The 25,092-nt window shown below is 68.3% G+C and carries 26 protein-coding genes; 4 read left to right on the forward strand and 22 right to left on the reverse strand.

All coding sequences use genetic code 11. The features are described from left to right. The first annotated feature begins 58 nt into the window (after window positions 1-58). Window positions 59-292, forward strand: coding sequence for a hypothetical protein (locus FHW78_RS02905; RefSeq protein WP_183637461.1), 234 nt, complete (start codon window positions 59-61; stop codon window positions 290-292). 55 nt (window positions 293-347) lie between these two features. Beyond that, on the forward strand, window positions 348-947 hold the full coding sequence (locus FHW78_RS02910; protein WP_183637464.1) for an HAD family hydrolase: 600 nt from the start codon (window positions 348-350) through the stop codon (window positions 945-947). A gap of 64 nt (window positions 948-1,011) precedes the next feature. Here FHW78_RS02910 and FHW78_RS02915 read toward each other — a convergent pair whose 3' ends face one another. Beyond that, complete coding sequence (locus FHW78_RS02915; RefSeq protein WP_183637467.1) at window positions 1,012-2,178, reverse strand: acyl-CoA desaturase; 1,167 nt, start codon at window positions 2,176-2,178, stop codon at window positions 1,012-1,014. Further along, window positions 2,178-3,284, reverse strand: coding sequence for a ferredoxin reductase (locus FHW78_RS02920; protein WP_183637470.1), 1,107 nt, complete (start codon window positions 3,282-3,284; stop codon window positions 2,178-2,180). The genes FHW78_RS02915 and FHW78_RS02920 overlap by 1 nt, the downstream gene beginning before the upstream one ends. 108 nt (window positions 3,285-3,392) lie before the next feature. Between FHW78_RS02920 and fabR the strand changes: the two genes are divergently transcribed. Further along, complete coding sequence (fabR, locus tag FHW78_RS02925; protein ID WP_183637473.1) at window positions 3,393-4,037, forward strand: HTH-type transcriptional repressor FabR; 645 nt, start codon at window positions 3,393-3,395, stop codon at window positions 4,035-4,037. A gap of 19 nt (window positions 4,038-4,056) precedes the next feature. On the opposite strand, the gene FHW78_RS02930 is transcribed toward fabR, so the two are convergent. The 11 genes from FHW78_RS02930 to FHW78_RS02980 all read right to left on the reverse strand — a co-directional run bounded on the left by FHW78_RS02930 (window position 4,057) and on the right by FHW78_RS02980 (window position 15,302). Beyond that, on the reverse strand, window positions 4,057-4,521 hold the full coding sequence (locus FHW78_RS02930; protein ID WP_218533824.1) for a L,D-transpeptidase family protein: 465 nt from the start codon (window positions 4,519-4,521) through the stop codon (window positions 4,057-4,059). 240 nt (window positions 4,522-4,761) lie between these two features. After that, the gene (locus FHW78_RS02935) at window positions 4,762-6,390 is read right to left on the reverse strand and encodes an acyl-CoA dehydrogenase family protein (protein WP_183637478.1); all 1,629 of its coding nucleotides are present in this window, start codon (window positions 6,388-6,390) and stop codon (window positions 4,762-4,764) included. Between the two features lie 76 nt (window positions 6,391-6,466). Continuing rightward, complete coding sequence (locus FHW78_RS02940; protein WP_183637481.1) at window positions 6,467-7,693, reverse strand: NAD(P)/FAD-dependent oxidoreductase; 1,227 nt, start codon at window positions 7,691-7,693, stop codon at window positions 6,467-6,469. 72 nt (window positions 7,694-7,765) lie between these two features. After that, window positions 7,766-7,972: a cold-shock protein gene (locus tag FHW78_RS02945; RefSeq protein ID WP_141456387.1), complete on the reverse strand. Its 207-nt coding sequence runs from the start codon at window positions 7,970-7,972 to the stop codon at window positions 7,766-7,768. Window positions 7,973-8,063: 91 nt separating this feature from the next. Further along, a complete protein-coding gene (locus FHW78_RS02950; protein WP_183637484.1) occupies window positions 8,064-8,810 on the reverse strand; it encodes an S-methyl-5'-thioinosine phosphorylase in 747 nt (248 codons plus the stop codon). Continuing rightward, a complete protein-coding gene (locus tag FHW78_RS02955; protein WP_183637487.1) occupies window positions 8,807-9,382 on the reverse strand; it encodes a hypoxanthine-guanine phosphoribosyltransferase in 576 nt (191 codons plus the stop codon). The genes FHW78_RS02950 and FHW78_RS02955 overlap by 4 nt, the downstream gene beginning before the upstream one ends. After that, window positions 9,382-10,386: a beta-N-acetylhexosaminidase gene (nagZ, locus tag FHW78_RS02960; protein WP_183637491.1), complete on the reverse strand. Its 1,005-nt coding sequence runs from the start codon at window positions 10,384-10,386 to the stop codon at window positions 9,382-9,384. Before nagZ ends, FHW78_RS02955 begins: the two co-directional genes overlap by 1 nt. A 10-nt stretch (window positions 10,387-10,396) precedes the next feature. Further along, a complete protein-coding gene (locus FHW78_RS02965; RefSeq protein ID WP_183637494.1) occupies window positions 10,397-10,915 on the reverse strand; it encodes a CYTH domain-containing protein in 519 nt (172 codons plus the stop codon). A gap of 92 nt (window positions 10,916-11,007) precedes the next feature. Then, window positions 11,008-12,372: a 23S rRNA (uracil(1939)-C(5))-methyltransferase RlmD gene (rlmD, locus tag FHW78_RS02970; protein ID WP_183637497.1), complete on the reverse strand. Its 1,365-nt coding sequence runs from the start codon at window positions 12,370-12,372 to the stop codon at window positions 11,008-11,010. Between the two features lie 268 nt (window positions 12,373-12,640). Continuing rightward, window positions 12,641-13,273, reverse strand: a complete 633-nt coding sequence (locus FHW78_RS02975; RefSeq protein ID WP_183637501.1) for a YdbL family protein — start codon at window positions 13,271-13,273, stop codon at window positions 12,641-12,643. 19 nt (window positions 13,274-13,292) lie between these two features. Then, window positions 13,293-15,302, reverse strand: coding sequence for a hypothetical protein (locus tag FHW78_RS02980; RefSeq protein ID WP_183637504.1), 2,010 nt, complete (start codon window positions 15,300-15,302; stop codon window positions 13,293-13,295). A 45-nt stretch (window positions 15,303-15,347) separates the two neighbouring features. Here FHW78_RS02980 and FHW78_RS02985 point away from each other — a divergent pair, with 45 nt between their 5' ends. Beyond that, on the forward strand, window positions 15,348-16,010 hold the full coding sequence (locus FHW78_RS02985; RefSeq protein WP_235996977.1) for a response regulator: 663 nt from the start codon (window positions 15,348-15,350) through the stop codon (window positions 16,008-16,010). Window positions 16,011-16,028: 18 nt separating this feature from the next. On the opposite strand, the gene recO is transcribed toward FHW78_RS02985, so the two are convergent. The 9 genes from recO to rpoE form a co-directional block, all read right to left on the reverse strand. Further along, the gene (gene recO / locus FHW78_RS02990; protein WP_183637510.1) at window positions 16,029-16,760 is read right to left on the reverse strand and encodes a DNA repair protein RecO; all 732 of its coding nucleotides are present in this window, start codon (window positions 16,758-16,760) and stop codon (window positions 16,029-16,031) included. 89 nt (window positions 16,761-16,849) lie between these two features. After that, window positions 16,850-17,773, reverse strand: a complete 924-nt coding sequence (gene era / locus FHW78_RS02995; protein WP_141456378.1) for a GTPase Era — start codon at window positions 17,771-17,773, stop codon at window positions 16,850-16,852. Beyond that, a complete protein-coding gene (gene rnc / locus FHW78_RS03000) occupies window positions 17,770-18,447 on the reverse strand; it encodes a ribonuclease III (protein ID WP_141456377.1) in 678 nt (225 codons plus the stop codon). The genes era and rnc overlap by 4 nt, the downstream gene beginning before the upstream one ends. A 3-nt stretch (window positions 18,448-18,450) precedes the next feature. Then, window positions 18,451-18,834, reverse strand: a complete 384-nt coding sequence (locus tag FHW78_RS03005) for a DUF4845 domain-containing protein (protein ID WP_141456376.1) — start codon at window positions 18,832-18,834, stop codon at window positions 18,451-18,453. A 40-nt stretch (window positions 18,835-18,874) separates the two neighbouring features. Then, window positions 18,875-19,669, reverse strand: coding sequence for a signal peptidase I (lepB, locus tag FHW78_RS03010; protein ID WP_183637513.1), 795 nt, complete (start codon window positions 19,667-19,669; stop codon window positions 18,875-18,877). A 101-nt stretch (window positions 19,670-19,770) separates the two neighbouring features. Next, window positions 19,771-21,579 (reverse strand): translation elongation factor 4, encoded by a 1,809-nt coding sequence (lepA, locus tag FHW78_RS03015; RefSeq protein WP_183637515.1) that lies wholly within the window; start codon window positions 21,577-21,579, stop codon window positions 19,771-19,773. A gap of 139 nt (window positions 21,580-21,718) precedes the next feature. Further along, entirely contained in the window at window positions 21,719-23,245 is a 1,527-nt protein-coding gene (locus FHW78_RS03020; RefSeq protein ID WP_183637517.1) for a DegQ family serine endoprotease, read from the reverse strand. Window positions 23,246-23,333: 88 nt separating this feature from the next. Then, window positions 23,334-24,272: a sigma-E factor negative regulatory protein gene (locus tag FHW78_RS03025; protein ID WP_183637519.1), complete on the reverse strand. Its 939-nt coding sequence runs from the start codon at window positions 24,270-24,272 to the stop codon at window positions 23,334-23,336. Beyond that, on the reverse strand, window positions 24,269-24,889 hold the full coding sequence (gene rpoE, locus FHW78_RS03030; RefSeq protein WP_141456371.1) for an RNA polymerase sigma factor RpoE: 621 nt from the start codon (window positions 24,887-24,889) through the stop codon (window positions 24,269-24,271). The genes FHW78_RS03025 and rpoE overlap by 4 nt, the downstream gene beginning before the upstream one ends. Window positions 24,890-25,092: the final 203 nt, after the last annotated feature.

Consider the following 25,092-nt stretch of genomic DNA (forward strand, 5'->3'; position numbering starts at 1 on the left):
GGCCGCGCGCGCCGGTTAACATCCGCACTCCACCGGATTCCATCGCGAAGGACCTGCCATGACCGACTGCAGCTGCGAACATCCCCTCAACGATTCCCAGTACATGGAACGGGGCGGACAGCACCTCAAGAGTTGCCCGCGCTGTTCCAGCCAGGCGGGTCGGCATGTCTTCCATCCGGTCGGCCACTTCGGCATGCGCACGATGGCCGATGGCCAGGAAATCGTGCAGTCCTGGTGTCCGGCCTGCCGCTCCAACTCCACCCCGGAAAAGCCCGTCTACGCGTGCCGTTGATCACGCGCGGCAGTCGAACGGCGTCGGACATGTCCACTCCCGGGCACAGGCGGCGATGAACCTGGCCCTGTTCGATTTCGACGGCACCCTCACGGTCCGCGAAATGATGCCGGACTTCATGCGCGCCGCGGTTCCGCCGGTGCGCCTGGCCGTGGGCCAGGTGGTGCTGGCACCGATGGTGCTCGGTTATCGCGCCGGCTGGGTGTCGGGCCACCGGGTGCGCGCGACCATCGTGAATTTCGGTTTCCGCCGGGTCGCCGAAGGCCGCCTGCGCGACGCCGGCAAGGCGTTTGCCGATCAGGTATTGCCCGGCGTGCTGCGCGCGGACGCAATGGAACGCCTGCACTGGCACCGCGATCGCGGCGACACCGTGGTGGTGGTGTCCGGCGGCCTGGAGGTCTACCTGTCGCACTGGTGCCAGGCACAGGGACTGGAACTGCTCTGTTCGCAGTTGGAAAGCCGCGACGGCCGGATGACCGGGCGCTATCGCGGCGCGCAGTGCGTGGGCGAGGAAAAGGCGCGCCGCATCCGCGAACGCTACGACCTGTCACGCTACGAGCGCATCCACGCCTACGGCGACACCCACGAGGATCACGCCATGCTCGGCCTGGCGCACGAGGCGTGGTACCGCGGCCAGCCCTGGCGTCGCGACTGACGGTATCCGGAAAGGGCTCGGCGGCCCCGTTGCAACGCTTTTGTTCGACTGAACCGGTGACGGTTCACGCCGCTTCCGGCGCGGGCTCCGGCTCCGGCAACACCAGCGGCACCTTGATGCGGGCGCGGCTCGGGAACGCATGCCGCAGGATCCGCCAGGCCACCTGGCCGAACTGGCGTGGCAGCGAGCCGGTGTTGTAGTGCTGCCCATAACGCGCGCAGATTTCGCGCACTTCCACCGCCATTTCCGCGTAGCGGTTGGCCGGGATATCGGGGTAGAAATGGTGTTCGATCTGGTGGCTCAGGTTGCCCGACATCACGTTCATCCACCGGCCGCCGCCAATGTTGGAGGATCCGCGCAGCTGGCGCAGGTACCAGTGGCCACGCGATTCGTTCTTGATGCATTCCTTCGGGAAGGTCTCGGCATCGGCGGTGAAATGTCCGCAGAAGATGATCACGTAGGTCCATACGTTGCGCATGCCGTTGGCAACCAGGTTGCCCAGCAGCACCGGCAGGAAGAACGGGCCCGCCAGGGCCGGGAACACCAGGTAGTCCTTGATCAACTGGCGCGACATCTTGCGCAGCACCGGACGCGCCTTGCGTCGCAGCTGCGCGCCGGTCATCTTGCCGTGCCACCAGCGGCCCAGCTTGAGATCCTGGATGGCCACGCCCCACTGGAAATACAGCGCGAAGACGATCGCGACGAGCGGCTGCGCCAGGTAGAACGGCTTCCACTTCTGCTCGGGGAAGATCCGCAGCAGGCCGTAACCGATGTCGTCGTCCAGGCCACGGATGTTGGTGTAGGTGTGATGGCGGAAGTTGTGTGTATGCCGCCAGTTCTCGCTGGTGGCGACGATGTCCCACTCGTAGGTCCGGCCGTTGATCTGCGGGTCGCCCATCCAGTCGTACTGGCCGTGGATGACGTTGTGGCCCAGTTCCATGTTCTCCAGGATCTTGGCCCCGCCCAGCAGCAGCGCGCCGAGGATCCAGGTGGGCCAGAACACCCACGCCCAGGCCTGTCCCGCCGCCAGCAGGCCGCCCAGCAGGGCGGAAGCGAACAGCAGCGTGCGCGCGGCCACTTCGGTATAGCGGACCGCGGCGATGATGCGGCGGATGTAGCGTGCGTCGCGCTCGCCCACCGTGGCCACCGTGCGTGCGCGCAGCGCGTCCAGTTCTTCGCCGAAGCGATCCAGTTCGGTGGGGGTCAGGGCCCGGTTGCGTGCAGCGCTCATCAGAGATCCAGTTCCAGATCGGTCACGGCGCTGTTGATGCACAGCTTCAGCGCCTGGGTGGGTTCCTGCGCCAGCGCGCCGCTGGGCAGATGACGGGTGGCGCCGGTGGCCTTGCCGCAGGCGCAGGTGTTGCAGATGCCCATGCGGCAGCCGGATTCGGGTTTCAGCCCGGCCTCCTCCAGTGCCACCAGCAGCGATTGGCCACGCGCCACCTGCAGGCGGCGGCCACTGCGGGTCAGATGGACTTCGACTTCGCCGCTGTCTTCGATGGCATTCGGCGGCGGGCTGAACGCCTCGGCCTGGAAGCCGGCGACGCGGCCTTCCAGCAACCGCCGCGCGGTCTCGACGAAACCGCCGGGACCGCAGGCCATCGCCCGCCGTCCGGCCAGCGCGGGAATCCGCGCGTCCAGCCAATCGCCATCAATGCGGCCGGCCTGCTCGTCGGCCTCCCGCGCGGCCTCGCCGGTCAGGCCGAGATGCACGCGGAAGCGCGGATGGCGGATCGCCAATGCACGCAGCTCATCCAGGAAGCACAGCTCCTCGCGGGTGCGCGCCCAGTAAGCGAGATCCAGATCCACCGGCATGCCTTGGGCCGCCAGTTGCCGGGTCAGCGCCATCAGCGGGGTGATGCCGCTGCCGGCCGCGAGAAACAGCCAGCCGCCCTCCGGGCGCGCCGGCAGGCACAGCTCGCCGAACGCCGGACCCAGTTCGAACACTTCGCCCGCCCGGGCCTGGCCGTACAGGTACTGGCTGACCCGCCCCGCCTCGATCGCCTTGACGGTGATCGCCAGCAGGCCGTCCGCGCGCGGCGGTTCGGTCAGGCTGTAGCTGCGGGTATGGCGGACGCCGCCGATGTCCACGCCCAGGTTGACGTGCTGTCCCGGCCGGAATCCGGCCCAGTGCCGGTTGGGTCTGAGCCAGAGTGTCACCGCGCCCTTCGCTGCGTCCTCGCGGGCCACCAGGCGCGCGCGCGGGCGGTCCCAGGTCCAGTTGCGGTTGAGCCTGCCGGCCCAGAAATCGAAGACATCGGGCGCGACCAGCGGGCTGATCAGCCGCCGCAGCGCACCCGATGGGCGGCGGGCGGCGGGAAGGACACGGGCGTTCATAGGGGCACTATACCGGTGTCAATACAGTCGTGTATACAACCGTATATTAATTCTTGCCGCTATGATGCCGGCCAGTCCCTTTCCATTCAGCCCCGTACGCTTCCATCCATGTCCACCTCCCTCCTCCCGCACGACGACCACGGCCCCGGCCGCAAGGCGACGATCTCCCGGGAGGACCTGCTGGCGGCGGCGCTGAAGCTGCTCGGACCGCACCGCAGCGTCTCCACCCTCAGCCTGCGCGAGGTCGCGCGCGAGGCCGGCATCGCCCCGAACAGCTTCTACCGGCAGTTCCGCGACATGGACGAACTGGCTGTGGCGCTGATCGACGTGGCCGGCAGTTCGCTGCGCAAGATCATCGGCGAGGCCCGCCAGCGCGCGGCCAGCAGTGATCGCAGCGTGGTGCGCAGTTCGGTGGAAGCCTTCATCGAACAGTTGCGCGCCGACGACAAGCTGCTGCACGTGCTGCTGCGCGAGGGCACGGTCGGTTCCGACGCCTTCAAGCAGGCGGTGGACCGTGAACTGGAATTCTTCGAGGAAGAACTGCGCATCGACCTGATCCGGCTGGCGATCCGCGACAACGCACCGCTGCACGAGCCGGCGCTCGTCTCCAAGGCCATCACCCGCCTGGTGTTCGCGATGGGCGCCACCGCGATGGATCTGCCGCCGGAGAAGGACCCGGAACTGATCGATCAGGTCTCGCAGATGGTGCGCATGATCATCACCGGCTCGCGCGCCCTCGCCGCCGGCCGCTGACCCCGCCGCTCAGGGCGGCTCAGGGGACTATTCGGATCGGCGTGCCGACCGGCACCCGCCGCCATATCTCGTCCATTTCCGCATTGGTCACCGCGATGCAGCCATCGGTCCAGTCGCCGCGGTAACCCGGCGGCGTCGCGCCATGGATCATGATGTCGCCGCCCGGATCCACGCCACGCGCGCGTGCCTGCCGGCGATCCGCCTCGTTGGGATAGGAAACGCGCAGCGACAGGTGGAAACGGCTGCGCGGGTTGCGGTAGGTGATGCGGTAATCGCCTTCCGGCGTCTTCTCGTCGCCCTGCTGGCGCTTGTGTCCGACCGGCGCGTCGCCCAGCGCGATCCGGTAGGTGGCGATGACCCGGCCGGCCCGCAGCAGTTCCATGCGCCTTTGCGCCTTGTAGACCTGGATGGCATCGGCCCGCTGCGCGACGGGCAGCAGGTCCGGCGGCTCGCCGGCTCGCGCACTGCCGGTCAAGGCGAACACGGCCCATAGCAGGCATCCCGCGCAGCCGCGGAGGCTGACCGGCCACCGGTCCGTTCTGATCGATCTTTCCATGAAGGCGATGCTAGCCCAGGTCCCAACCCTGGCACGTGGCATTTCCGTCCGGTCGTTTTTTCGCGCCTTGCCGGTTGCTCCGGTACGCGCGATGTCCACCGGCATCCCCAGGCACCAGTCGAAAACTCGCGCCGGAACGGCGCTCACGGCGTGCCGCTGGCGGAATGGCTACGCGGGCAGCGCGCGGGCCAGCAGCGTGTCGGCGGCGGCGATCCCGGGCTGGCTTCCGAAGGCCCATCCGTGCCCCTGGTCCACCAGCCGGCCGGCGATGAAGGCGCTGGCGGCGGGACTGCCGGCGCGCAGCGACACGGTCGCCTGCAGGGCCAGTGCGAGCCGTTCGGTCAGGTTGCGCGCGCCGGCTTCGCTGGCGTGCGCCAGATCCGTCATCAGCGTCGCGACGAAGCTGTCGAAAGCCGGCTCCCTGCCCGCCACGGATTCCAGTTCGGCCGCCAGCGCCGCGCGGGTGTCCGGCTCGCGCGCCAGCGCGCGCAGGACGTCCAGGCACTGGATGTTGCCGCTGCCTTCCCAGATGGAATTGAGCGGCGCCTGCCGGTACAACCGCGGCAAGATGGATTCCTCCACGTAACCCGCGCCCCCCAGGCACTCCTGCGCCTCGTTGACGAAGGCGGGCGTGCGCTTGCAGATCCAGTATTTGCCGATGGCGGTGGCGATGCGGGCGAAAGCCGCCTCGCCCACATCGCGCGGCGCGCGGTCGACGGCGCGCGCCACCCGCAGCGCGAAGGCCGTGGCCGCCTCGGATTCGATCGCCAGATCCGCCAGTACGTTCGCCATCAGCGGATGGTCGACAAGCGCCTTGCCGAACGTGCGACGGTGACGCGCATGGTGCAGCGCCTGCGCCAGCGCCATGCGCATTTCCGCCGCCGAGCCGAGCATGCAGTCGAGCCGGGTGAGCATCACCATCTCGATGATGGTCGCCACGCCGCGTCCTTCCTCGCCCACCCGCCAAGCCAATGCGTTGCGGAATTCCACTTCACTGGAGGCGTTGGACCAGTCGCCCAGTTTGTCCTTCAGGCGCATCAGCGCGAAGCCGTTGCGTTCGCCATCGGGCAGACGACGCGGCATCAGCAGACAGGTCAGCCCGCCCGGCGCCTGCGCCAGCACCAGAAAGCCATCGCACATCGGCGCGGAGAAGAACCACTTGTGCCCGACCAGCCGGTAGCCCTCGCCGTCCGGCGTCGCGGTGGTGGTGTTGGCGCGCACGTCCGAGCCGCCCTGCTTCTCGGTCATGCCCATGCCCAGGGTGATGCCCGCCTTGTCGGCCAGCGGCAGATCGCGCGGGTCGTACAGCGGCGCGGCGGCCGCTTCCGCCCAGGCCGCCAGCGCCGGTTCGCGCCGCAGTACCGGCACCGCCGCGTGGGTCATGGTCAACGGACAACTGGTGCCGGCGTCGGCCTGGTGGTGCAGATAGCTCAGCGCCGCCCTCGCCACGTGCGCGCCCGGTTGCGGGTCATGCCAGGACAGGCCGGCCACGCCATGCGTCTTGGCCGCCTCCATCAGCCGGTGATAGGCCGGATGGAATTCCACCGCGTCGATGCGATGACCGAAGCGATCATGCGTGCGCAGGCGCGGGCGATCGCGGTTGGCGTCGAAACCGATGCGGTACAGCTCGTCGCCCGCCAGCGCGCCATACACGGCCAGCCGCGCCGCGAACGCCGCACCGCCTTCGCGGTCGACCGCCTCGCGCAGGGCGATGTCATCGGCCCACAGATCGCGCGGCTCGAACGCGGGTGGCTGGTTTTCGACCCGATGGGTTTCGAAGGGCGGCAATCCGTTCATCGCGTGGACTCCATCACGGCATGCGCCTGGATTCTCCCCCAAAAGCGCGCCGGATGTGGGCGTCGGGCCCGCCGGTTCAGCCCAGGCCGGCGAGCGCCTGCAGGAACGCCGGCTGCAGCGGAAGCTTGCCGAACACGCCGTGCTGGGTACCGCTGAGCACGCGCAGCATGTGCCGGCTTCCCCACGGCAGGCGTCCCAGGGGCAGGAACGCGACATCGCGCGCATGCGCGATCCAGTCGTGCTCGGACTGGAAGATCGGCGTCAGCCAGCGGCTCCAGAACTGGTAGATGCGCACGTGCGCCTCGCGCTCGCGCTGGTAGCGCGCCAGCGCGGCCTCGACTTCGGTTTCCGCGCGCAGCGCGTCGCGCAGCGCCAACGCATCCATCAGCGCCATGTTCACGCCCTGCCCGAGCTGCGGGCTCATGGAATGGGCCGCGTCACCGGCCATCACCAGCCGGCCACGCGACCAGCGGGTCAGCGCGGCATCGCGGTAGCTTGCGCGCGCCAGTTGCACCGGCTCCACCAATCCCGCCAGCTGCGGTTCGATCCCGGGCCAGATTGCCGCCACTTCGCGCCGCCAACCGTCGATGCCCTGGCCGTGCCACTGCTCGAACGTGGCGGTCGGCAGGCTCCAGAAGAAACTCAGCCTCGGCGTGCCGTCATCCGGCCGCGTGCCTACCGGCAGCATGCCGATCATCTTGCGCGCGGCGACATAGCGCTGGCGCAGCTCGTCCGGCCATGGCCATTCCCCCTGCGGCACCAGGCACCACAGCGCCCCCCAGGGATACGGCGCATCCAGCCTGACCGCGCCGGTGTGCCGGCGCAGCCGCGAGGCCGAACCATCGGCGGCGATGATCAGATCGTAGGGGCCATGGCGGGCGCCGGTGTGATCGCGCAGCCAGCGCGTGTCCTCTTCGACCTCCTCGATGGACACGCCCTGGCGCACTTCGGTCCGTCCCGGCCAGGCGTCGGCCAGCAGCGCGAACAGCGCGCCGCGTTGCATGCCCAGACCGAACAGCCCCACGTCCAGCCGCGCATAGCGCATGTCCATCACCGCGCGACCGCAGGGCGTCTCCCCGTACAACCGGCGCACGCGCCGTCCGTGCGCCAGCGCGGCCTCCAGCAATCCCAGCTCCCACAGCACCTGCAGGCCGGTCGGCTGCAGCAGGAATCCCGCTCCCACCGGCCCCAGTTGCGGTGCGCGTTCGAACACCTCCACCGCATGTCCGTCGCGCGACAGCAGCAGGGCCAGGGCCTGGCCGGCGGTGCCGTATCCGACGATGGCGATGTGTTGTTTCCGCATCCGTGTGGGTCTCCCCTTCCTTCATAAAAAACCCCGCCGAAGCGGGGTTCGAGAAATCTCGCAGCGTTGCAATCAGTCGGACGGCGTGACGCTGCCGGCCTGTGCGCCCTTCGGGCCCTGGGTCACTTCATAGGTCACCCGCTGGCCTTCTTTCAGGCTGCGGAAGCCCTTGGAGTTGATCGCTGAGTGATGCACGAAGACATCGGCGCTGCCATCTTCTGGCGCGATGAATCCGAAGCCCTTGGCATCGTTGAACCATTTCACGGTACCGTACGGCATAGCGCTTGCGTTTCCTTTGTAAGGTGCGGGTGGTTGACGTGCGGCGACAACCGCACCCGCCGAGTATGCAAAGGCTTTGCCGCGTTGACAATCACCCGCGCGCGAGTTCGCCAATCAGTTCCGGCAGTCCCGACGAGGCCGCTTCGACGTTGGCCAGCACCTCGGCCATCGTGATCTCCTCGCCGGTGCCGCAACCGGCCGCCCAGTTAGCGACGATCGCCAGGCAGGCGTAATCCAGCCCCAGTTCGCGCGCCAAGCCGGCTTCCGGCATGCCGGTCATGCCCACCAGATCGCAGCCGTCGCGACGCATCCGCGCGATCTCCGCCTTGGTTTCCAGGCGCGGGCCCTGGGTGGCGCCATAACAGCCGCCATCCACAAGTTTGACGCCGGTCACGCGCGCGGCCGCGACGATCTTGTGCCGCAGCAAAGGCGTGTAGGGCTCGCCGAAATCCACGTGCAGCACTTCGCTGCCGGGCTCCTCGCAGATCGTGGAGATGCGCCCCCAGGTGTAATCGATGATCTGATCCGGGCAAGCCAGCACGCGCGGCCCGAACCGTTCGGTAATGCCGCCGACCGTATTGAGCGCCAGCACACGGGTGGCGCCGATGTCCTTCAGCGCGGCCAGATTGGCGCGGTAGTTCACCTGGTGCGGCGGCACCGAATGGCCTTCGCCATGGCGGGCCAGGAACGCCACCTTCTGCCCCAGCAGGTGACCGACGCGGATCGGCCCGGACGGTTTGCCGAAGCGGGTATCCACTTCGCGCGTTTCGACGTCGGCCAGCGCGGCCAGGCGATAGACGCCGGTGCCGCCGATCACGGCCAGCGCGATGCCGCTCATGCCTCTTCCTTCAGCGCATAGATGGCCGGCAGGTTGCGACCCTGCTCGTAGTAGTCCATGCCGAAACCGAACACGTAGCGATCGGCGACTTCCACGCCCATGTAGTCGGCCTGCACGCCTTCGACGCAGCGGTCGTGGCGCTTGACGCTGAGCGCGGCGATGCGCACGTCGGTGGCGCCCTGCTCCAGGCACCACTGGCGCACCGCCAACAGGGTATGGCCTTCGTCGAGGATGTCGTCGACCAGCAGCACGCGGCGGCCGTACAGCGCGGTGGCCGGACGATGCTTCCACACCAGTTCGCCGCCGGCGGTCTCGCCGCGATAGCGGGTGGCGTGCAGGTAGTCGAATTCCAGGTCCAGCCCGCGCGCGCCCAGTTCCAGCGCCAACTGGCCGGAGAACGGCAGCGCGCCATGCATGATGGTCAGGTACACCGGCACTTCGCCGGCGTAGTCGCGCGCGATCGGTTCGGCCATGCGCGCGATCGCCTGGTCGAGGGTGGCGCGGTCCACCAGCAGATCCGCGTTGGCCAGTGCATCGGCCAGCGGCGGCCGCGTCGTTCCCAGTTTGCTCATCACACCACTCCTGTATTGCCGAGCACGCGCGCCTGCGCCTGCCCATAACGTTGATCGGCCAGCAGGCCGTCCCAGCCCAGCGCGCCGCGGCCAATCAGGCCCAGCAGCGCCGCGGTGTTCAGGGCGCGCCCTTCCACCGCCTTGAGCGATTCCTCCACCAGCTTCGGCGAACACACCAGCACCACGTCGCAGCCCGCGTCCAGGTGCAGGTCGATACGCGCCTTCACGCCGCCGGCGGAGAACGCCGCGGCCATGCCGATGTCGTCGGAGAACACCACGCCGCGGAAACCCATTTCCGCGCGCAGGATGTCCTGGATCCAGCGCGGCGAATAGCCGGCCGGCTCCGGCGCCACCGCCGGGTATTTCACGTGCGCCATCATCACCGCGTCCGCGCCGGCCTCGATGCCGGCCACGAACGGCAGCAGATCCTGCCCGCGCAGTTCCTCCAGCGTGCGCGGATCAGCCGCGTCGTCGAAGTGCGTGTCTTCCAGCACCGTGCCGTGGCCGGGGAAATGCTTGAGGGTGGCCGGCATGCCGACGCTGTGCATGCCCTGCACGTAGGCGCGGGTGAATGCGGCGACCACCGTCGGATCCGCGTCGAACGCGCGATCACCGATGGCACGGTTGCCGCGCGCCAGATCCACCACCGGAGCAAAGCTCAGGTCGATGCCGCTGGCGCGGATCTCGCTGGCCATCAGCCAGGCGTGTTCCTGCGCCAGTTGCAGGGCGCCCTGCGGGTCCTCGGCGTAGCGCTTGCCGAAGCCTTCCAGCGGCGGCAGCGCGCTGTAGCCCTCGCGGAAGCGCTGCACGCGGCCACCTTCCTGGTCCACGCAGATCAGCTGCGGGCGCGGCGCCGCGTCGCGGATGGCGGCGGACAGTTCGGTGACCTGCGCGCGCGAGGCGAAGTTGCGGGTGAACAGGATGACGCCGGCGACGGCGTCGTGCTGCAGCCAGTCGCGCTCCTGGGCGCTGAGTTCGGTGCCGGCGATGCCGATGACGAGCATGGTGGAATCCTCAGGGAAGGTCGCTGGCGTCGCGTTCGGCCGCGGACCACTGCGAGTACGGGCGCGACGCCAGGGCCAGATTGTAATAGCGCAGGCTGTCGGTGACCTGCCTGCCGATCCAGTCCGGTTTCACGAAGGCTTCATCGGCGCTGGCCAGTTCAATCTCGGCCACCACCAGGCCGGCGTTCTCGCCCAGGAACTCGTCCACCTCCCACAGGTGCCCGGCATGGCGGACATGGTGGCGGCGCTTGTCGATCAGCCCGCCCACGCACAGGTCCAGCAGCGCGCGCGCCTCTTCCACCGGGATGGGATAGTCGAACTCCTGGCGGGTATGGCCGAGCTCGCGCGACTTGAGGTTGAGATAAGCCTCGTCGCCCTGGATGCGCACGCGCACCGACGCCTTCTGCCGGCCCTCGTCCATCGCCGCCATGTCGTTGATGTAGCCCTGCGCCATCGGCACCACCTCGTGCGCCGCCTCGCGCCAGCCGTCACCGGTGACCAGGAATTTGCGTTCGATTTCTACAGGCATGGGATTGGGGATTCGGGATTCGGGATTGGCAAATGCAGGCATCGGGAGACTGGGGAAAGGGCTCTTGCGAATCCCCAATCCCCAATCCCGAATCACCGCTTCCGCTCAAACAACGCAATCGATTCGACGTGGGCGGTGTGGGGGAACATGTCCATCACCCCGGCCGCCTTCAGTTCGTAGCCTTGTTCGTTGACCAGGAAGCCGGCGTCGCGTGCCAGCGAGCCGGGGTGGCAGCTGACGTAGACGATACGGTTGAATTGTTTCAGCGGCAGCTGTTGCAGCACTTCGATGGCGCCCGAGCGCGGCGGGTCCAGCAGCAGCTTGTCGAAGCCCTGCCGCATCCAGCCGGTGCCGCGTTGATCCTGGGTCAGGTCGGCGGCATGGAACTGCGCGTTCGCCAGTCCGTTGCGCTGCGCGTTCTCGCGCGCCCGCGCCACCAGGCCGGCATCGCCTTCCACGCCCACCACCTCGCCGACCAGCCGGGCCATCGGCAGGGTGAAGTTGCCCAGGCCGCAGAACAGATCCAGCACCCGATCCCGCGGTTGCGGATCCAGCAACTCGAAGGTCCGCGCGATCATCTTCTGGTTCAGCCCGGCGTTGACCTGGATGAAGTCCAGCGGACGGAACGCCAATTCGACGTTCCACTGCGGCAGCACGAAGGCCAGCGCCGGCGCTTCCGGCCACAGCGGATGCACGCTGTCCACGCCGCCCGGCTGCAGGAAGATGGCGAACGAATGCTGCTGCCCGAACGCGACCAGCGCGGCGCGATCGGTATCGCCCAGCGGCTTCAGATGCCGGAACACCAGGGCGATGCCGCCGAACTCCACGCTGGCGTCGCCGGCGATGAATTCGATCTGCGGAATGTCGGCGCGCGCGTCCAGGCCATCGACCAGCGCCGCCAGCGCGGTGATGCGTCCGCCGATCTCGGGGATGACGGTATGGCACTCGGACAGATCGGCGACGAAGCGCGGATCCTGCTCGCGGAATCCAACCAGGGTCTTGTCCTTCTTGTCGACCCGGCGCACCGAGAAGCGGCCCTTGCGCCGATAGCCCCAGCTCGCATCCACCAGCGGCGCCAGCACGCTGCCGGGAGCGACGTGGCCGATGCGCTCCAGGTTTTCCATTAGCACCCGCTGCTTGGCGTGGATCTGCTTGTCCTCGTCCAGGTGCTGGAGCACGCAGCCGCCGCAGGTACCGAAATGCGCGCAGCGCGGCGCGACCCGATCCGGCGAGGCCTGCAGCACGTCCAGCGTGCGCGCTTCGTCGAAATGGCGGTTCTTGGCGGTCTGCTCGGCCATCACCCGCTCGCCCGGCAACGCGCCGGCCACGAACACGGCCTTGCCGCTCTCGCCCGGCGCGGCGGGCCGGCGGGCGACGCCCCGGCCGTCGTGGGTCAGGTCGAGGATCTGGGCTTCAAAAGGGGTCTTGTCGATGCGGGGGGAACGGCTGCGGGCCACGTGGCGAAAGCTGCGTGCGGACTACGGGGCGCCATTGTCGCATGAGCGGGGGCGGGCCTCTCCCGACTCCCCGCCAAAAGCAAATCCCCCGACGCCCGCTGCGCGGCCGCCCGCCCCTTTTTCAAAGGGGGCTAGAAAGCAATCTCCCAGCTCCGATGCGTTCGAGATGCTCAAGAAAACCTGGCTTTTGCCTCCCCTTGACCAGCCATTCGGCTGTTGAAGCGCAAAAGGGAGACCGAGCGGGATTTGGTCCTCAGCCTCCGGCGTCCTACTTCTGCTTCCACCCGCCCGCATCCTGGTACCACCAGCCCCCCCGGGCGCTGGCGATCCACTGCTGGGCGAAGGTCTGGCGGATCTGCGCTTCCCACTCCGGGTGACCGTTGGCCACCGCGATCTCGCGGTATACGGCCTTGCGGTCGCGATTGTCGTCGGCCACCGCCTGGGTGATCGCCACCCGGTCCTTGAGCGCCAGCTTGCCGGCGTCGCGCACTTCGATCATGCCGTCGCGGGTCAGTCCGAGCGCACCGGCATCGAAACCGGCCTGCAACTGGTTGCGGAAGCGGGTGGCCATGCGACCCTGGATGGCCTGGATGGCCGGGGTCTTGATGTTGATGTCCGCGCTTTCCTGCGCGTGCGCGCTGGCAATGCCGATCAGCGACAGCCAATCGAAACCGCGGCGCGAGACCGGCCTCAGCGATGCGCTGCCGCCCGGGGTGGTCGGCACGCTGGAATCGGGCTTGGCCTCCGGCGTGGCGGGCGACTTGGCGTCGTCGCCGATCACCTTCTCGACGAACTCGCGCGCGGCCTCCTTGGCTTCGGCGGCCGGGAAATAGACGTTGATGGTGACGCATGCGGTCAGCAGCAGCGCGGCGGCGACAGAGGTTCCCAACCAACGATGCATGTGTGTCTCTCCTGGATGGCTACTGGAATACCGGTTTGCTTTCGCCGCGGGTCACGTCGCCCAGGCGCTTGACCAGGGTCGGCCAGTCGACCTGGTGGTTGTAGCCCACCACGGTCAGGCGCGGCAGTCCCTGGCCTTCGACAATGATAAAACCGGCTCCGGCTGAACCCAGCCCGTCCATCCGGCAGACCTCCTCGGACAGGCGGCAACGGATGCCGATGCGGCGATAGCCAAAGTCGTCGAACAGTTTGAGCGCCTGCGCCTGCAGGCTGCTGCCCAGACCCTGGCCGCCGCCCACGCTGGACAGATCCTGCACGGCGCGCTGGCTGATCCGCTGGCGCCCGCGCCACTGCGGATCGGTATGCAGGTCGGCGTCGAACCCCTGCGGACTCCAATCCACCAGGCGCAGATCACGAATGTGGCCATCCAGCGCGCCGGTGATCTCGCCGAAGCCGAACACGCCGGTGAGCGCCTGCAGATCCAGATCATCCAGCGCGATGTCCGCCGACAGCGTGGGCGCGGTGCCGAACGGACGTTCCATCGACAGGCCGGAAACTTCCACGCTGCCGCCGAACATGTGCGCGGTCAGGACGCCGTCGAAGTCGAGGCGATCCTCGGCATAGCGCACGCGTGGAATGCGTCCGCTGAGGTTGCCCTGGAACGCGGGCCAATGCATCGCCGTGGCGAGCTGCCCGATGTCCAGGTCCTTCACGCTCAGGCCGAAGTCGAACGACAGCCCGCCCGCCGCCCGCGGCGGATGCAGGTTCAGGGCTTCGAAGGTCAGGCCGCCGCCCAGCGCCGGCACGGTGACCGCTTCGCGCAACGCGAGTGCCCCGTCGCCGCTGCGCAATGGGAACTCGGCCGCGCCAAACGGCAGTCCGTGCAGGGCGCCGCCGCCCCAGCGCAGGACACTGTCGCGCCGGTTGCCGCCGGACAGCACCGGATTGCCCTGCACGCCCAGCAGGCGGAAACGATCGCGACCATCGATCAGATCGACATCGCGCAGTTCCATCTCCGCCTCGCGCAGCGCGCCGGCGTGCAGATCCACCCGCGCCGCCAACGCCCCGCCCATGCGCAGATCCGACAGGCCGGCCAGGCCCAGCCAGCCGGACAGGTAGCGCGCCTGCAACGGTGCCAGGTCGTCGCTGCGCATCCGCAGCGCGGCATCGCTCAGGTTCAAGGCGGGATCCAGGCTCAGACCGCCGGTCACCTGCAGGGCCGCGCCGTCGTCCCAGGCCAGCGTCGGCAATTCCCAGCGCCCGTCCGGCCAGCGCCGCGCGGCCACGTTCACCCCCACCGGCGTATCCGGCAAGGCGATGTAGGCGTTGCCCGCGAGCAGTTCGCCGCCACGCAGCTCGCCGTCCAGGGTGACCAGCCTCTGCTGCGGAAACTGCCGGTAGTCGATCCGCAAGGCGGCCGACAGGCCTTCGGCGGCAATGCTGCCGTCCGGCGTGTCGAGCGAGAGTCCGCCGAGCCGGAGCGGCCCTGAGACCTGCAATGGACCGCGTTCGGGCACCCGCAGGTCCAGCCTGCCATCCAGGCGCCCGCCTTTCAGGCGCGCATCCGCCCAGCCCTGCGCGACCAGCGCCTGCGCCCAGCTCACGGGCACCTGCACCAGATTGATCCGGGTGAGATCCGGCGCGGCCGCGTTGCGCTCCATCGCCAGCGACGCGGGACCGCCGGCCAGCCGGGCATGGGTATGGGTCAGGTCGATGGCCACGTCCAGCCGCAGCGGCGAACCGCCGGCCTGGGTCACCCTTCCGTCGCACCGCCACCGTTCCCCGGCCTCGCGCCGCAACGGACAGCTCCAATGAACGTCGTGCCAGCGATAGCCCAGATCGTCCGCCCGCAGGCCACGTGCCCGCAGGGACAGCTCGCCGGTGTCGGCGGCCGCCGGCCAGGCTAGGCGCACGTGCACGTCCTCCAGCACCGCCACCGGCGTGCTCACCCGCGCGATATGCACGCTGGCGACGCGGGCCTGCGCCGGGAACAGCGGTGTCAACCCGATCAGCACCAGCAGCGTTAACATGCGAACGCACATGGGGGCAGCATAACGATGTCCGGGGACGAAGGAATGAAGCCACGCCTGCTGCTGGTCGAGGACGACCCGATCAGCCACGCCTTCATGCTGGCCGCGCTGCAGGCGCTGCCCGCCCAGGTCGACAGCGCCGATTCGGTCGCCGACGCCCTGCGGCGGGAAGATCAACACGATCTCTGGCTCATCGACGCGAACCTGCCCGACGGCAGCGGCGCGCAACTGCTCGATGGCCTGCGCCGGCTGCATGCGCGCACGGTGGCGCTGGCCCATACCGCCGATCCTTCCTCCGAGCGGCGCGAATCCCTGCTCGCGGCCGGCTTCGCGACGGTGCTGGTCAAACCGCTGTCCGCGGCGGACCTGCAAGCGGCCGTGCGTCGGCATCTGCCGGCGGGGGCGTCGACCACGCACGACTGGGACGAGTCGGCCGCGCTGAAGGCGCTCAATGGCAACCGGGAACACGTGGCGACCTTGCGTCGACTGTTCCTGGACGAGTTGCCCGCCAGCGTCGGCGCTGTCGAACAGTCCTTCCGCGATGGCAACCAGGAAGCCCTGCGCGCCGTCCTGCACAAGCTGCGCGCCAGCTGTGGCTTCGTCGGGGCCAGCCGCCTGGCGACGGCCGCGCAGCGACTGCATCACGCGCCCGGTTCGCTGGAAGCGCTGATGGATTTCCGCGCCGCGGCCGAGTCGCTCCGCGACTGATGCAGTGCTTTCCGCGCCTCAGGCGCGCGGCTTCAGCCTGCCCAGTTCGCTGATCAGTTCCCAGGACTTGAGGCCGCGCGGCCCCAGGTGGTGCGCCAGGACGCCGCGCAGGGCCAGCCGCAGGCCGGCCAGATCCTCGGCCGGAGGCGCCTGGTTGGCCGCCAGCGCCAGCAGCGCGCGGCCGGTCGCGGCGGCGCTGCGATCGCTGTGTCCGCGATCGCTGAGCAACCGGCGCGGTCCCTGTTCCGGATCCAGCTGGTAACGCGCGGCCGGATCGATCGCGCGTCCGTCGCTGTCATGTTCCAGGGAGAAGCCGAATCCCAGTGCGTCCAGCAAATCCCGTTCGAACCGCCGCAATGTCCACGCCAGCGGCTGGCCGCCGCGAACCCGTTCGCGCGCGGCGGCATAGGCATGGAACAGGTCCGGCAGCGGATCGTGGCGGGGCGCCAGCCGCAGCACCAGTTCATTGAGATAGAAGCCCGCCAGCATCGCGTCGCCTCCCAGCCTCGGCGCGGTGTCCAGCGCCTCGGCGGCCACCAGCCGGGCCAGTTCGCCGCGCAGTTCGGCATCGAGCCGGATGTACTGCAGCGGTTGCAGTGCGGCACGCAGCGCCTGCTTCTTCGGTCCGGTCACGCCGCGCGCCACCAGTCCCAGCCGGCCACGGTCCTCGCTCAGCACTTCCACCAGCAGGCTGGTCTCGCGCCAGGGCCGCGCATGCAGGACGAACGCGTGTTCGCCGGTGAGGTGCATTTCAGCGGCCGGGATTCGGGATTGGGGATTGGGGATTCGCGAAAGCGGAGGGACACGAATCGGGACTTGCCTGCTCGCGTCGCCCCTGCTTACTCATAACCGAACGCCTTGAGGGCGGTTTCGTCGTCGGACCAGCCTTCGCGCACGCGTACCCAGGTTTCCAGGAAGACCTTGCGACCGAACAGGTGTTCCATCTGCATGCGCGCCTTGCTGCCGATTTCCTTCAGTCGCGCGCCCCCCTTGCCGATCACGATCGCCTTCTGGCTTTCGCGCTCGACCCACACCACCGCGCCGATGCGCAGCAGTTCGCCCTGCTTGGGCGAGGTTTCCTCGGTGAAGCGTTCGATTTCCACGGTCGTGGCGTACGGCAGTTCCGCGCCGAGCTGGCGCATCAGTTGCTCGCGGATCAGCTCGCCGGCAAGGAAGCGTTCGCTGCGATCGGTGATTTCGTCCTCGCCGAACATCGGCGGCGCTTCCGGCAGCAGCGCCAGCACGTCCTTCACCAGTGCTTCCAGGCCATTGCGCTTGAGCGCGGAGATCGGATGCACGGCGGCGAACTTGCGCCCCTCGGAAACCTGCGCCAGGAACGGCAGCAGCGCGCTCTTCTCGCGCAGTCGGTCCACCTTGTTGATCACCAGCACCACCGGGATGCCGGCGTCGCTGAGCACGTTGTAGGCCAGGGTGTCCTCGTCTTCCCAACGGCCGGCCTCGATCACCAGCAGGCCCGCGTCCACGCCTTCCAGCGCGCCGCGCGCGGCACGGTTCATCACCCGGCTCATCGCCGAGGCGGAGAACTTGCCCTGCTGCTTGTGCAAACCGGGCGTGTCGACCAGCACGATCTGCCCGGCCGGGAAAGTCGCGATGCCCAGCAGGCGATGGCGGGTGGTCTGTGGCCGGCTGGACACGATGCTGACCTTGGCGCCCACCAGCGCATTGGTCAGGGTCGACTTGCCCACGTTGGGGCGGCCAATCACGGCAACGCTGCCGCTATGCGTTTGGGGGGTGTCGCTCATTCGACGGTGTTCCGTTTGGTCTCTGCCAGTTGATCCAGCAGCGCCGCGGCGGCGGCCTGCTCGGCGATGCGCCGTGAGGTGCCCTCGCCCTCGGCCGACAGCGGTGGTTCCTGGATGCTGCAACGGGCCACGAACTGCTTGGCGTGGTCGTCGCCGCTCTCGGACACCAGTTCGTACAGCGGCAACGGCCGCTGGCGCGCCTGCAGCCATTCCTGCAGGCGGGTCTTGGCATCCTTTTCGGGTTTGCCGACCGGCAGCGCGGCCAGCGAATCCTCGAACCACGGCAGCACCACCGCCCGGCACGCCTCGAAACCGGCGTCCAGGTAGATGGCGGCCACCAGCGCTTCCAGCGCGTCGGCGAGGATCGAGTCGCGACGATGTCCGCCGGACTTCATTTCTCCCGGCCCCATCGTCAACCGCGCACCCAGTTCCATGCGCCGGGCGATGGTGGCCAGCGAGGCCTCGCGCACCAGTTCGGCGCGCGCGCGGGTCAATGCGCCTTCATCGGCCTTGGGCCAGCGCTGGAACAGCGCCTCGGCGACCAACAGGTTGACGATGCCGTCGCCGAGGAATTCCAGCCGTTCGTTGTGCGGCGCCCCGGCGCTGCGATGGGTCAGGGCCTGCCCCAGCAAACCCTGATTGACGAACTCATGCGTGAGCCGGAGTACGCTCAAACCTTATTCCGAACCGCCGCGGCGGGTCAGTTCCTCGGTGGTGTCGAACTTGCCGACCACGTCGAGGTTGCCGACCATCGAGCGGCGCACTTCGTAATTGACCTTCATCAGCCAGCCCCCATCGGTGCGTTCGAAGTTGACGTTGGCCGGCTTGACGTTCTCGGTGTAGTCGATCGCCAGGTGACGGAAGAACTTGTCCTGGATGCGCTGCGGATCCATGTCGGCGATGCCGGGTTCGGCGGCCAGGCCGCGCATCGCGGTCCGCACCGAGTAGTACTCCTGGTACATCGGGAACAGCTTCATGGCGATGAACGCGGCGAACCCCACCACCGCGAGCACGACCAGGAAGCCAATCAAGGTGATGCCACTCTGATGCTTGTGATTCATTGCCAGTCCCCCGTTGAACACGCCCTGGATGATGTTGCCGTCACTGGATGCGGTTGCCGATCCGGGACGGTTCGAAGCTCCCCTTGCAGAACCAGTCCTCGCAGTTCAGCCAGATCAGGAAAGCCTTGCCGCGCAGGTTCTCTTCCGGCAGGAAGTGGGTCTGGGTCCACAGCCGGCCGTCCTCGCTATTATCACGATTGTCGCCCATCACGAAATAGTGGCCCGGCGGCACGATCCACTCGCCCTCGCCGGTGGCCCGCTCCAGCACTTCCAGCACCTTGTGCGGGCGGCCCGGGAGCTGTTCCTCCAGCAGGGTCGCGCTCTCGGCACCCATCGGCAGGCCACGGCCGGCGTAGGTGCCCAGGGTCTGGTAGGCCAGCGGCTGGCCGTTGATGGAAACCGTATTGCCCTGGAAGCCGATGCGGTCGCCCGGCAGGCCGATCACGCGCTTGATCCAGTTGTTCTCCGGGTCGTGCGGCGGCTTGAACACCACCACGTCGCCACGCTTGGGTTCGCCGATGGCGACGAACTTGCGGTTGTTGATCGGCAGGCGCAGGCCATAGGCGAACTTGTTGACCAGGATGAAGTCGCCGATCAGCAGGTTCGGCATCATCGAGCTGGACGGGATCTTGTACGGCTCGGCGACGAAGCTGCGCAGCACCAGCACGATCGCCAGCACCGGGAAGAACGCCCGCGAGTAGTCCACCAGCACCGGTTCCTCGTCCAGCAACCCGCCGCGCGCGGCACGGCGCTTGGCGAAGAACAGCTTGTCGAGCAGCCAGATAACGCCGGTGAGCAGCGTCAACACGACCAGGATAGTTTCGAACCAGACCATCTAGTGTTCCTTCGGAACGGGATTGGGGATTCGGGAGTGGGGATTCGTCTGGAGCGGGGCCATCATCGGCCCGGTTCCTCGCCGCAATCCCGACGCCCAGCTTACTTGTTGTCGACCTGCAGCACCGCCAGGAAGGCTTCCTGCGGGATTTCCACCCGGCCGACCTGCTTCATCCGCTTCTTGCCTTCCTTCTGCTTCTCCAGCAACTTCTTCTTGCGGGTGATGTCGCCACCATAGCATTTGGCCAACACGTTCTTGCGCATGGCCTTGACCGTGCTGCGGGCGATGATCTGCGAGCCCACCGCGGCCTGGATGGCCACGTCGAACATCTGCCGCGGAATCAGTTCGCGCATCTTCTCGGTCAGCTCGCGGCCGCGGCGATCGGCCTGGCCGCGGTGGACGATCAGCGACAGCGCATCGACCTTGTCGCCGTTGATCAGGGTGTCCACCCGTACGAACGGGCCGGCCTGGAAGCGCAGGAAGTGGTAGTCCAGCGAAGCGTAACCGCGACTCACCGACTTGAGCTTGTCGAAGAAATCCAGCACGACTTCGGCCATCGGCAGTTCGTAGCTGATCTGCACCTGGCTGCCCATGTAGGTGATGCCGATCTGGCTGCCGCGCTTCTCCTCGCACAGCGTGATCACGCTGCCCACGTAGTCGGGCGGGGTCAGGATGTTGGCGCGGATGATCGGTTCGCGGATCTCCTCGATCTGGTTCACCGGCGGCAGCTTGGCCGGGTTGTCCAGCGGCATCACCGTGTCATCGGTCTTCAGGATTTCGTACACCACCGTCGGCGCGGTGCTGATCAGGTTCAGGTCGTACTCGCGCTCCAGGCGCTCCTGCACGATTTCCATGTGCAGCATGCCCAGGAAGCCGCAGCGGAAACCGAAGCCCATCGCCTCGGAGCTTTCCGGCTCGAAGCGCAGCGCCGCGTCGTTCAGGCGCAACTTCTCCAGCGCCTCGCGCAGCGCCGGGTAGTCCTCGGCATCCACCGGAAACAGGCCGGCGAACACGCGCGGCTGCATTTCCTGGAAGCCGGGCAGCGGCTTGGGCGCCGGGTCGCTGGCCAGGGTCAGGGTGTCGCCGACCGGCGCGCCGTGCACGTCCTTGATGGACGCGGTGATCCAGCCCACCTCGCCGGCGCCCAGCTTCGACAGTACCTTGCGCTTGGGGGTGAACACGCCGACGCTGTCGACCTGGTGGGTACGGCCGGTCGACATCACCAGGATCTTGCTGCCCGGAACGATGTCGCCCTGCATGACCCGCACCAGCGAGACCACGCCCAGGTAGTTGTCGAACCAGGAATCGATGATCAGCGCCTGCAGCTTGTCGGTGTCGCGCGGCTGCGGCGGCGGGATGCGCTGGACGATGGCTTCCAGCACCAGATCCACGTTCAGGCCGGTCTTGGCGCTGACCGGCACCGCGTCCTCGGCGTCGATGCCGATGACCGCCTCGATCTCGCTCTTGGCACGCTCGATGTCGGCCGTGGGCAGGTCGATCTTGTTCAGCACCGGCACCACTTCCAGCCCCTGCTCCACCGCGGTGTAGCAATTGGCGACCGACTGCGCTTCCACGCCCTGGGCGGCATCGACCACCAGCAGCGCGCCCTCGCAGGCCGCCAGCGAACGCGAGACTTCATAACTGAAGTCGACGTGGCCGGGGGTGTCGATGAAGTTCAGGAAATAGGTCTGCCCGTCCTTGGCCTTGTACGGCAGGGATACGGACTGTGCCTTGATGGTGATGCCGCGCTCGCGTTCGATCGGATTGGAGTCGAGCACCTGCGCTTCCATTTCGCGGGCCTGGAGGCCGCCGCAAAGCTGGATGATGCGATCGGCCAGGGTCGACTTGCCGTGGTCGACGTGCGCGATGATGGAGAAATTGCGGATGTTCCGCATGGAATCAGAGGACATGTGGGGGCGGCGGCCACGGCCGTCGTCAGGATAACGGGGCATTATCGCATGGCCGGAGGCAATCCCTACCTGTGCCCCACAAACATGAACGCCCGCCGGGACCTCCGGCGGGCGTCCGAAAGCAGCCGTGGAAGCAGGCTTACGGCTTGGCGTCGTCGGCGGTCACCGCCAGGAAGCGCGTCACGCCGCCCTGCCGGACCAGCAACATCACGGTCTGACCCGCCTTGACGTCCTTGAGCTGGCCGTTGAGCGCGGCGGCCGAACCGACCGGCGTGCGCCCGACCTGCAGCACCACCATGCCCGGCGCCAACCCGGCTTCACGGGCGGCGCTGCCATTGATGCGCGAGATCAACACGCCCTCGCCCGCCTTCAGGCCCATCTGCTTGCGGGCATTCGCGTCCAGATCCTGGCCGACGATACCCAGCGGATTGTTGCCGGAGGTCTGGGCCGGCTTGCCCGGGACGGCCGGCAGGCCACTGGCGGAAGCCGATTCCTCGCTGAGCTCGGTCAGGGTCACACTCAGGTCCTTGGGCTTGCCATCACGGATCACCGTGATGGTGGCCTTGGTGCCCGGGGTCAGCGCGCCCACCAGTGGCGGCAGATCCGAGGAATCGTTGATACGCGCACCGTTGAAGCCGGTGATGATGTCGCCAGGCACCAGGCCGGCCTTCGCCGCCGGGCTGTCCTCCAGGACCTGATTGACCAGGGCACCGCGGGTATCGGCAGCCCCCATGCCACGTGCCTTTTCCGTCGTCAGCGGCTCGACGACCACGCCCAACTGCCCACGGCTGACCTTGCCGGTCGCCTTCAGCTGGTCCACCGCGCCCATCGCCAGATCGATCGGAATCGCGAAGCTGATGCCCATGTAGCCGCCGGAGGCGGAGAAGATCTGCGAGTTGATGCCGACCACTTCACCGCGGGTGTTGAGCAGCGGCCCACCGGAGTTGCCCTGGTTGATGGCCACGTCGGTCTGGATGAAGGGTACGTAGCGCTGTTCCTGGCCGCCGGTGCTGCGACCGACCGCGCTGACCACGCCGGCGGTGACCGAATGGTCCAGGCCGAACGGCGAACCGATCGCCACCACCCACTGGCCCGGCTTGAGCGTCCTGGAATCACCCAGGCGCACCACCGGCAGGCCCTTGGCCTCGATTTTCAGCAGCGCCACGTCGTACTGCTGGTCGCTGCCGATCACCTTGGCGGTGAACTCGCGGCGATCCGGCAGCTTCACCTTCACCTCGTCGGCGCCGTCGATCACGTGGTGGTTGGTCAGCACGTAGCCGTCGGCGGAAATGATGAAACCCGAACCGGCGGAGACGCCGCGCGGGCCACGGCCGCGATCCCCCGGGCCCGGCATCTGGAAGCCCGGCGGCAGCATGCGGCGGAAGAATTCGGGAATCTCGTCCTCGCCCATCGCCTCGCCGGCGTCGGCGGTCCGGCGGCTGCCGATCTGGGCTTCGATGTTGACCACGCCGGGACCGACCTGTTCGACCAGGTTGGTGAAATCCGGCAGGCCGCTCACCAGTTGCGGCGCGGACGATTGCGCCACCGCGGGCACCGACGCGGCGACCGGCGTCGCCGGCGCGGGATCGGCCGGGCGCGCGCAGGCGGCCAGCGGCACGGTGAGGATCAGCAGGGACAACACGTTGGAACGGGCACTCAGACTCATCGAATGCGGGCCTCGATTGCGGATGACGGTTCTTGGGGTGGGAAACCCGGCGCGGTCCCGCGCCGGGGAATGACGGTGCGGCCGCGATTCAGCGCTGCGGCGCGCGGGCCGGTTCGACCGGCGGTACCGACGAGGCCTCGGTGGAAGGCTCGAACGGATAGAACGTACGGGCGCCCGCGTCGCTGGAGAAACCGGCGTTGAAGGCGCCGCTGGCCGGGTATTGCGACAGCGTCGAGCGCGGCCACGGCCGGGCCTGCGGGGCGGCCGGTCCCGGCGAGAACGGATCGCCATTGCGGGCGATCGCGCTCGCCGGAGGCGCGGATGCCGGCAGGACAGGTGCGTTGTTGGCGACGGCGGGCACCGCGACCGGCGGCGTGGTGCGGGCCACGGCCCGGACCGGCTCGCGCATCACCCGGCCCGCGGCGCTGCGGGCCGCCTGCTGGGTGCGGGTGGCGCTGCGGCGGGAAGCGGCATCGGCACGACGCGGCACGCTGGCCACGGCCACCGCGGCGGTCGCCGCCGAAGCCAGGGCCTGTTCGGCCGCTCCGGCGCCATCGGCCAGGGTGCCGGTATCGGCGACGGTGGCGGGAACACCCGCGTCTTCGGCCGGCGCGGCTGGCACCGCGGCCACCGACGGTGCGGCGGAAGCGGCGTCCTCCTGCGGGGCCTGCTGGCGAACCATGAACAAGGCGACCAGTGCGACCGAGGCGGCCAATGCACCGCCGCCCCAGCGTGCCAGCCGGCCGCGCGGCGCGCCGGTCGCTTCCTGGTTGGCGGCCGGTTGGCGGGCCTCGGCGGCCACGGCCAGCGCCACCCGGGCGGCGAAACCTTCCGGTGCCGGCGCCTGGGCCTGGCCACGCAGCACGTCGCCGCACAGCTGCCAGCGTTCCCAGCAAGCGTTCAGTTCGCCGTCGTGCTGCAGGCGGCGCAGCAGGAAACGGGCTTCATCGGGCGACAACTCGCCGTCCATCAACGCCGAAAGCTGCTGGCGGTTGTGGATGTCCAGTTTGTCGAGTTCTACGGTCATGGGCGGCTACGCTCCCGGGTGGCACTTTCTGTATCGAGCAAGGGTCGCAACTCGGCATCGATGGCTTCACGCGCACGGAAAATGCGGGAACGCACGGTGCCGATGGGGCAATCCATCTTCTGCGCGATTTCCTCATAGCTCAGACCTTCCACCTCGCGCAGGGTGATGGCGGTCCTCAATTCCTCGGGCAGCGCGTCCACGGCCTTCATGACCGTGCGCTCCAGTTCCTGGCGCATCAATTCGCGTTCGGGGGTATCCGTGTCGCGAAGGCGACTGCCGGCGTCGTACTGCTCGGCGTCGGCGGCGTCGACGTCATCCGTCGGCGGCCTGCGGTTGTGCGCTACAAGATGGTTCTTGGCGGTATTCACTGCAATCCGATGAAGCCACGTATAGAACTGGGCATCGCCGCGGAAGTTCCCCAGCGCGCGATAAGCGCGCAGGAAGGTTTCCTGGGCCACGTCCTGGCATTCGCTCCAGTCATGGATGTAGCGCCCGATCAGGGCCACCACCCGATGCTGGTACTTGCGCACCAGCAGATCGAAGGCTGCGCTGTCGCCGCGCTGCACCCGCTTGACCAGTTCGAGGTCCAACTCCTGTGTTGAATCGGTTCCGGCCATGCCGGGCTGCACTCCTGTGAGCTCGGCCATCAGCCGGGCAATGTGACCGCATCCGCGGAAAAAAGTTCACGGGTGGGTCGCGGGCCTGACCGGCCCCGTTTCCCATCCCGCCGGCGCTCCGGGCCGGGCCATCGCGCGGCTCCGGGCAACAACGCCCGGAACCGGCATGCCAGCCGGGAAAAACCGGCGGGATATCAAGAATT

This window comes from Pseudoxanthomonas sp. OG2 (assembly GCF_014192765.1).
Taxonomy (GTDB): Bacteria; Pseudomonadota; Gammaproteobacteria; order Xanthomonadales; family Xanthomonadaceae; genus Pseudoxanthomonas_A; species Pseudoxanthomonas_A beigongshangi.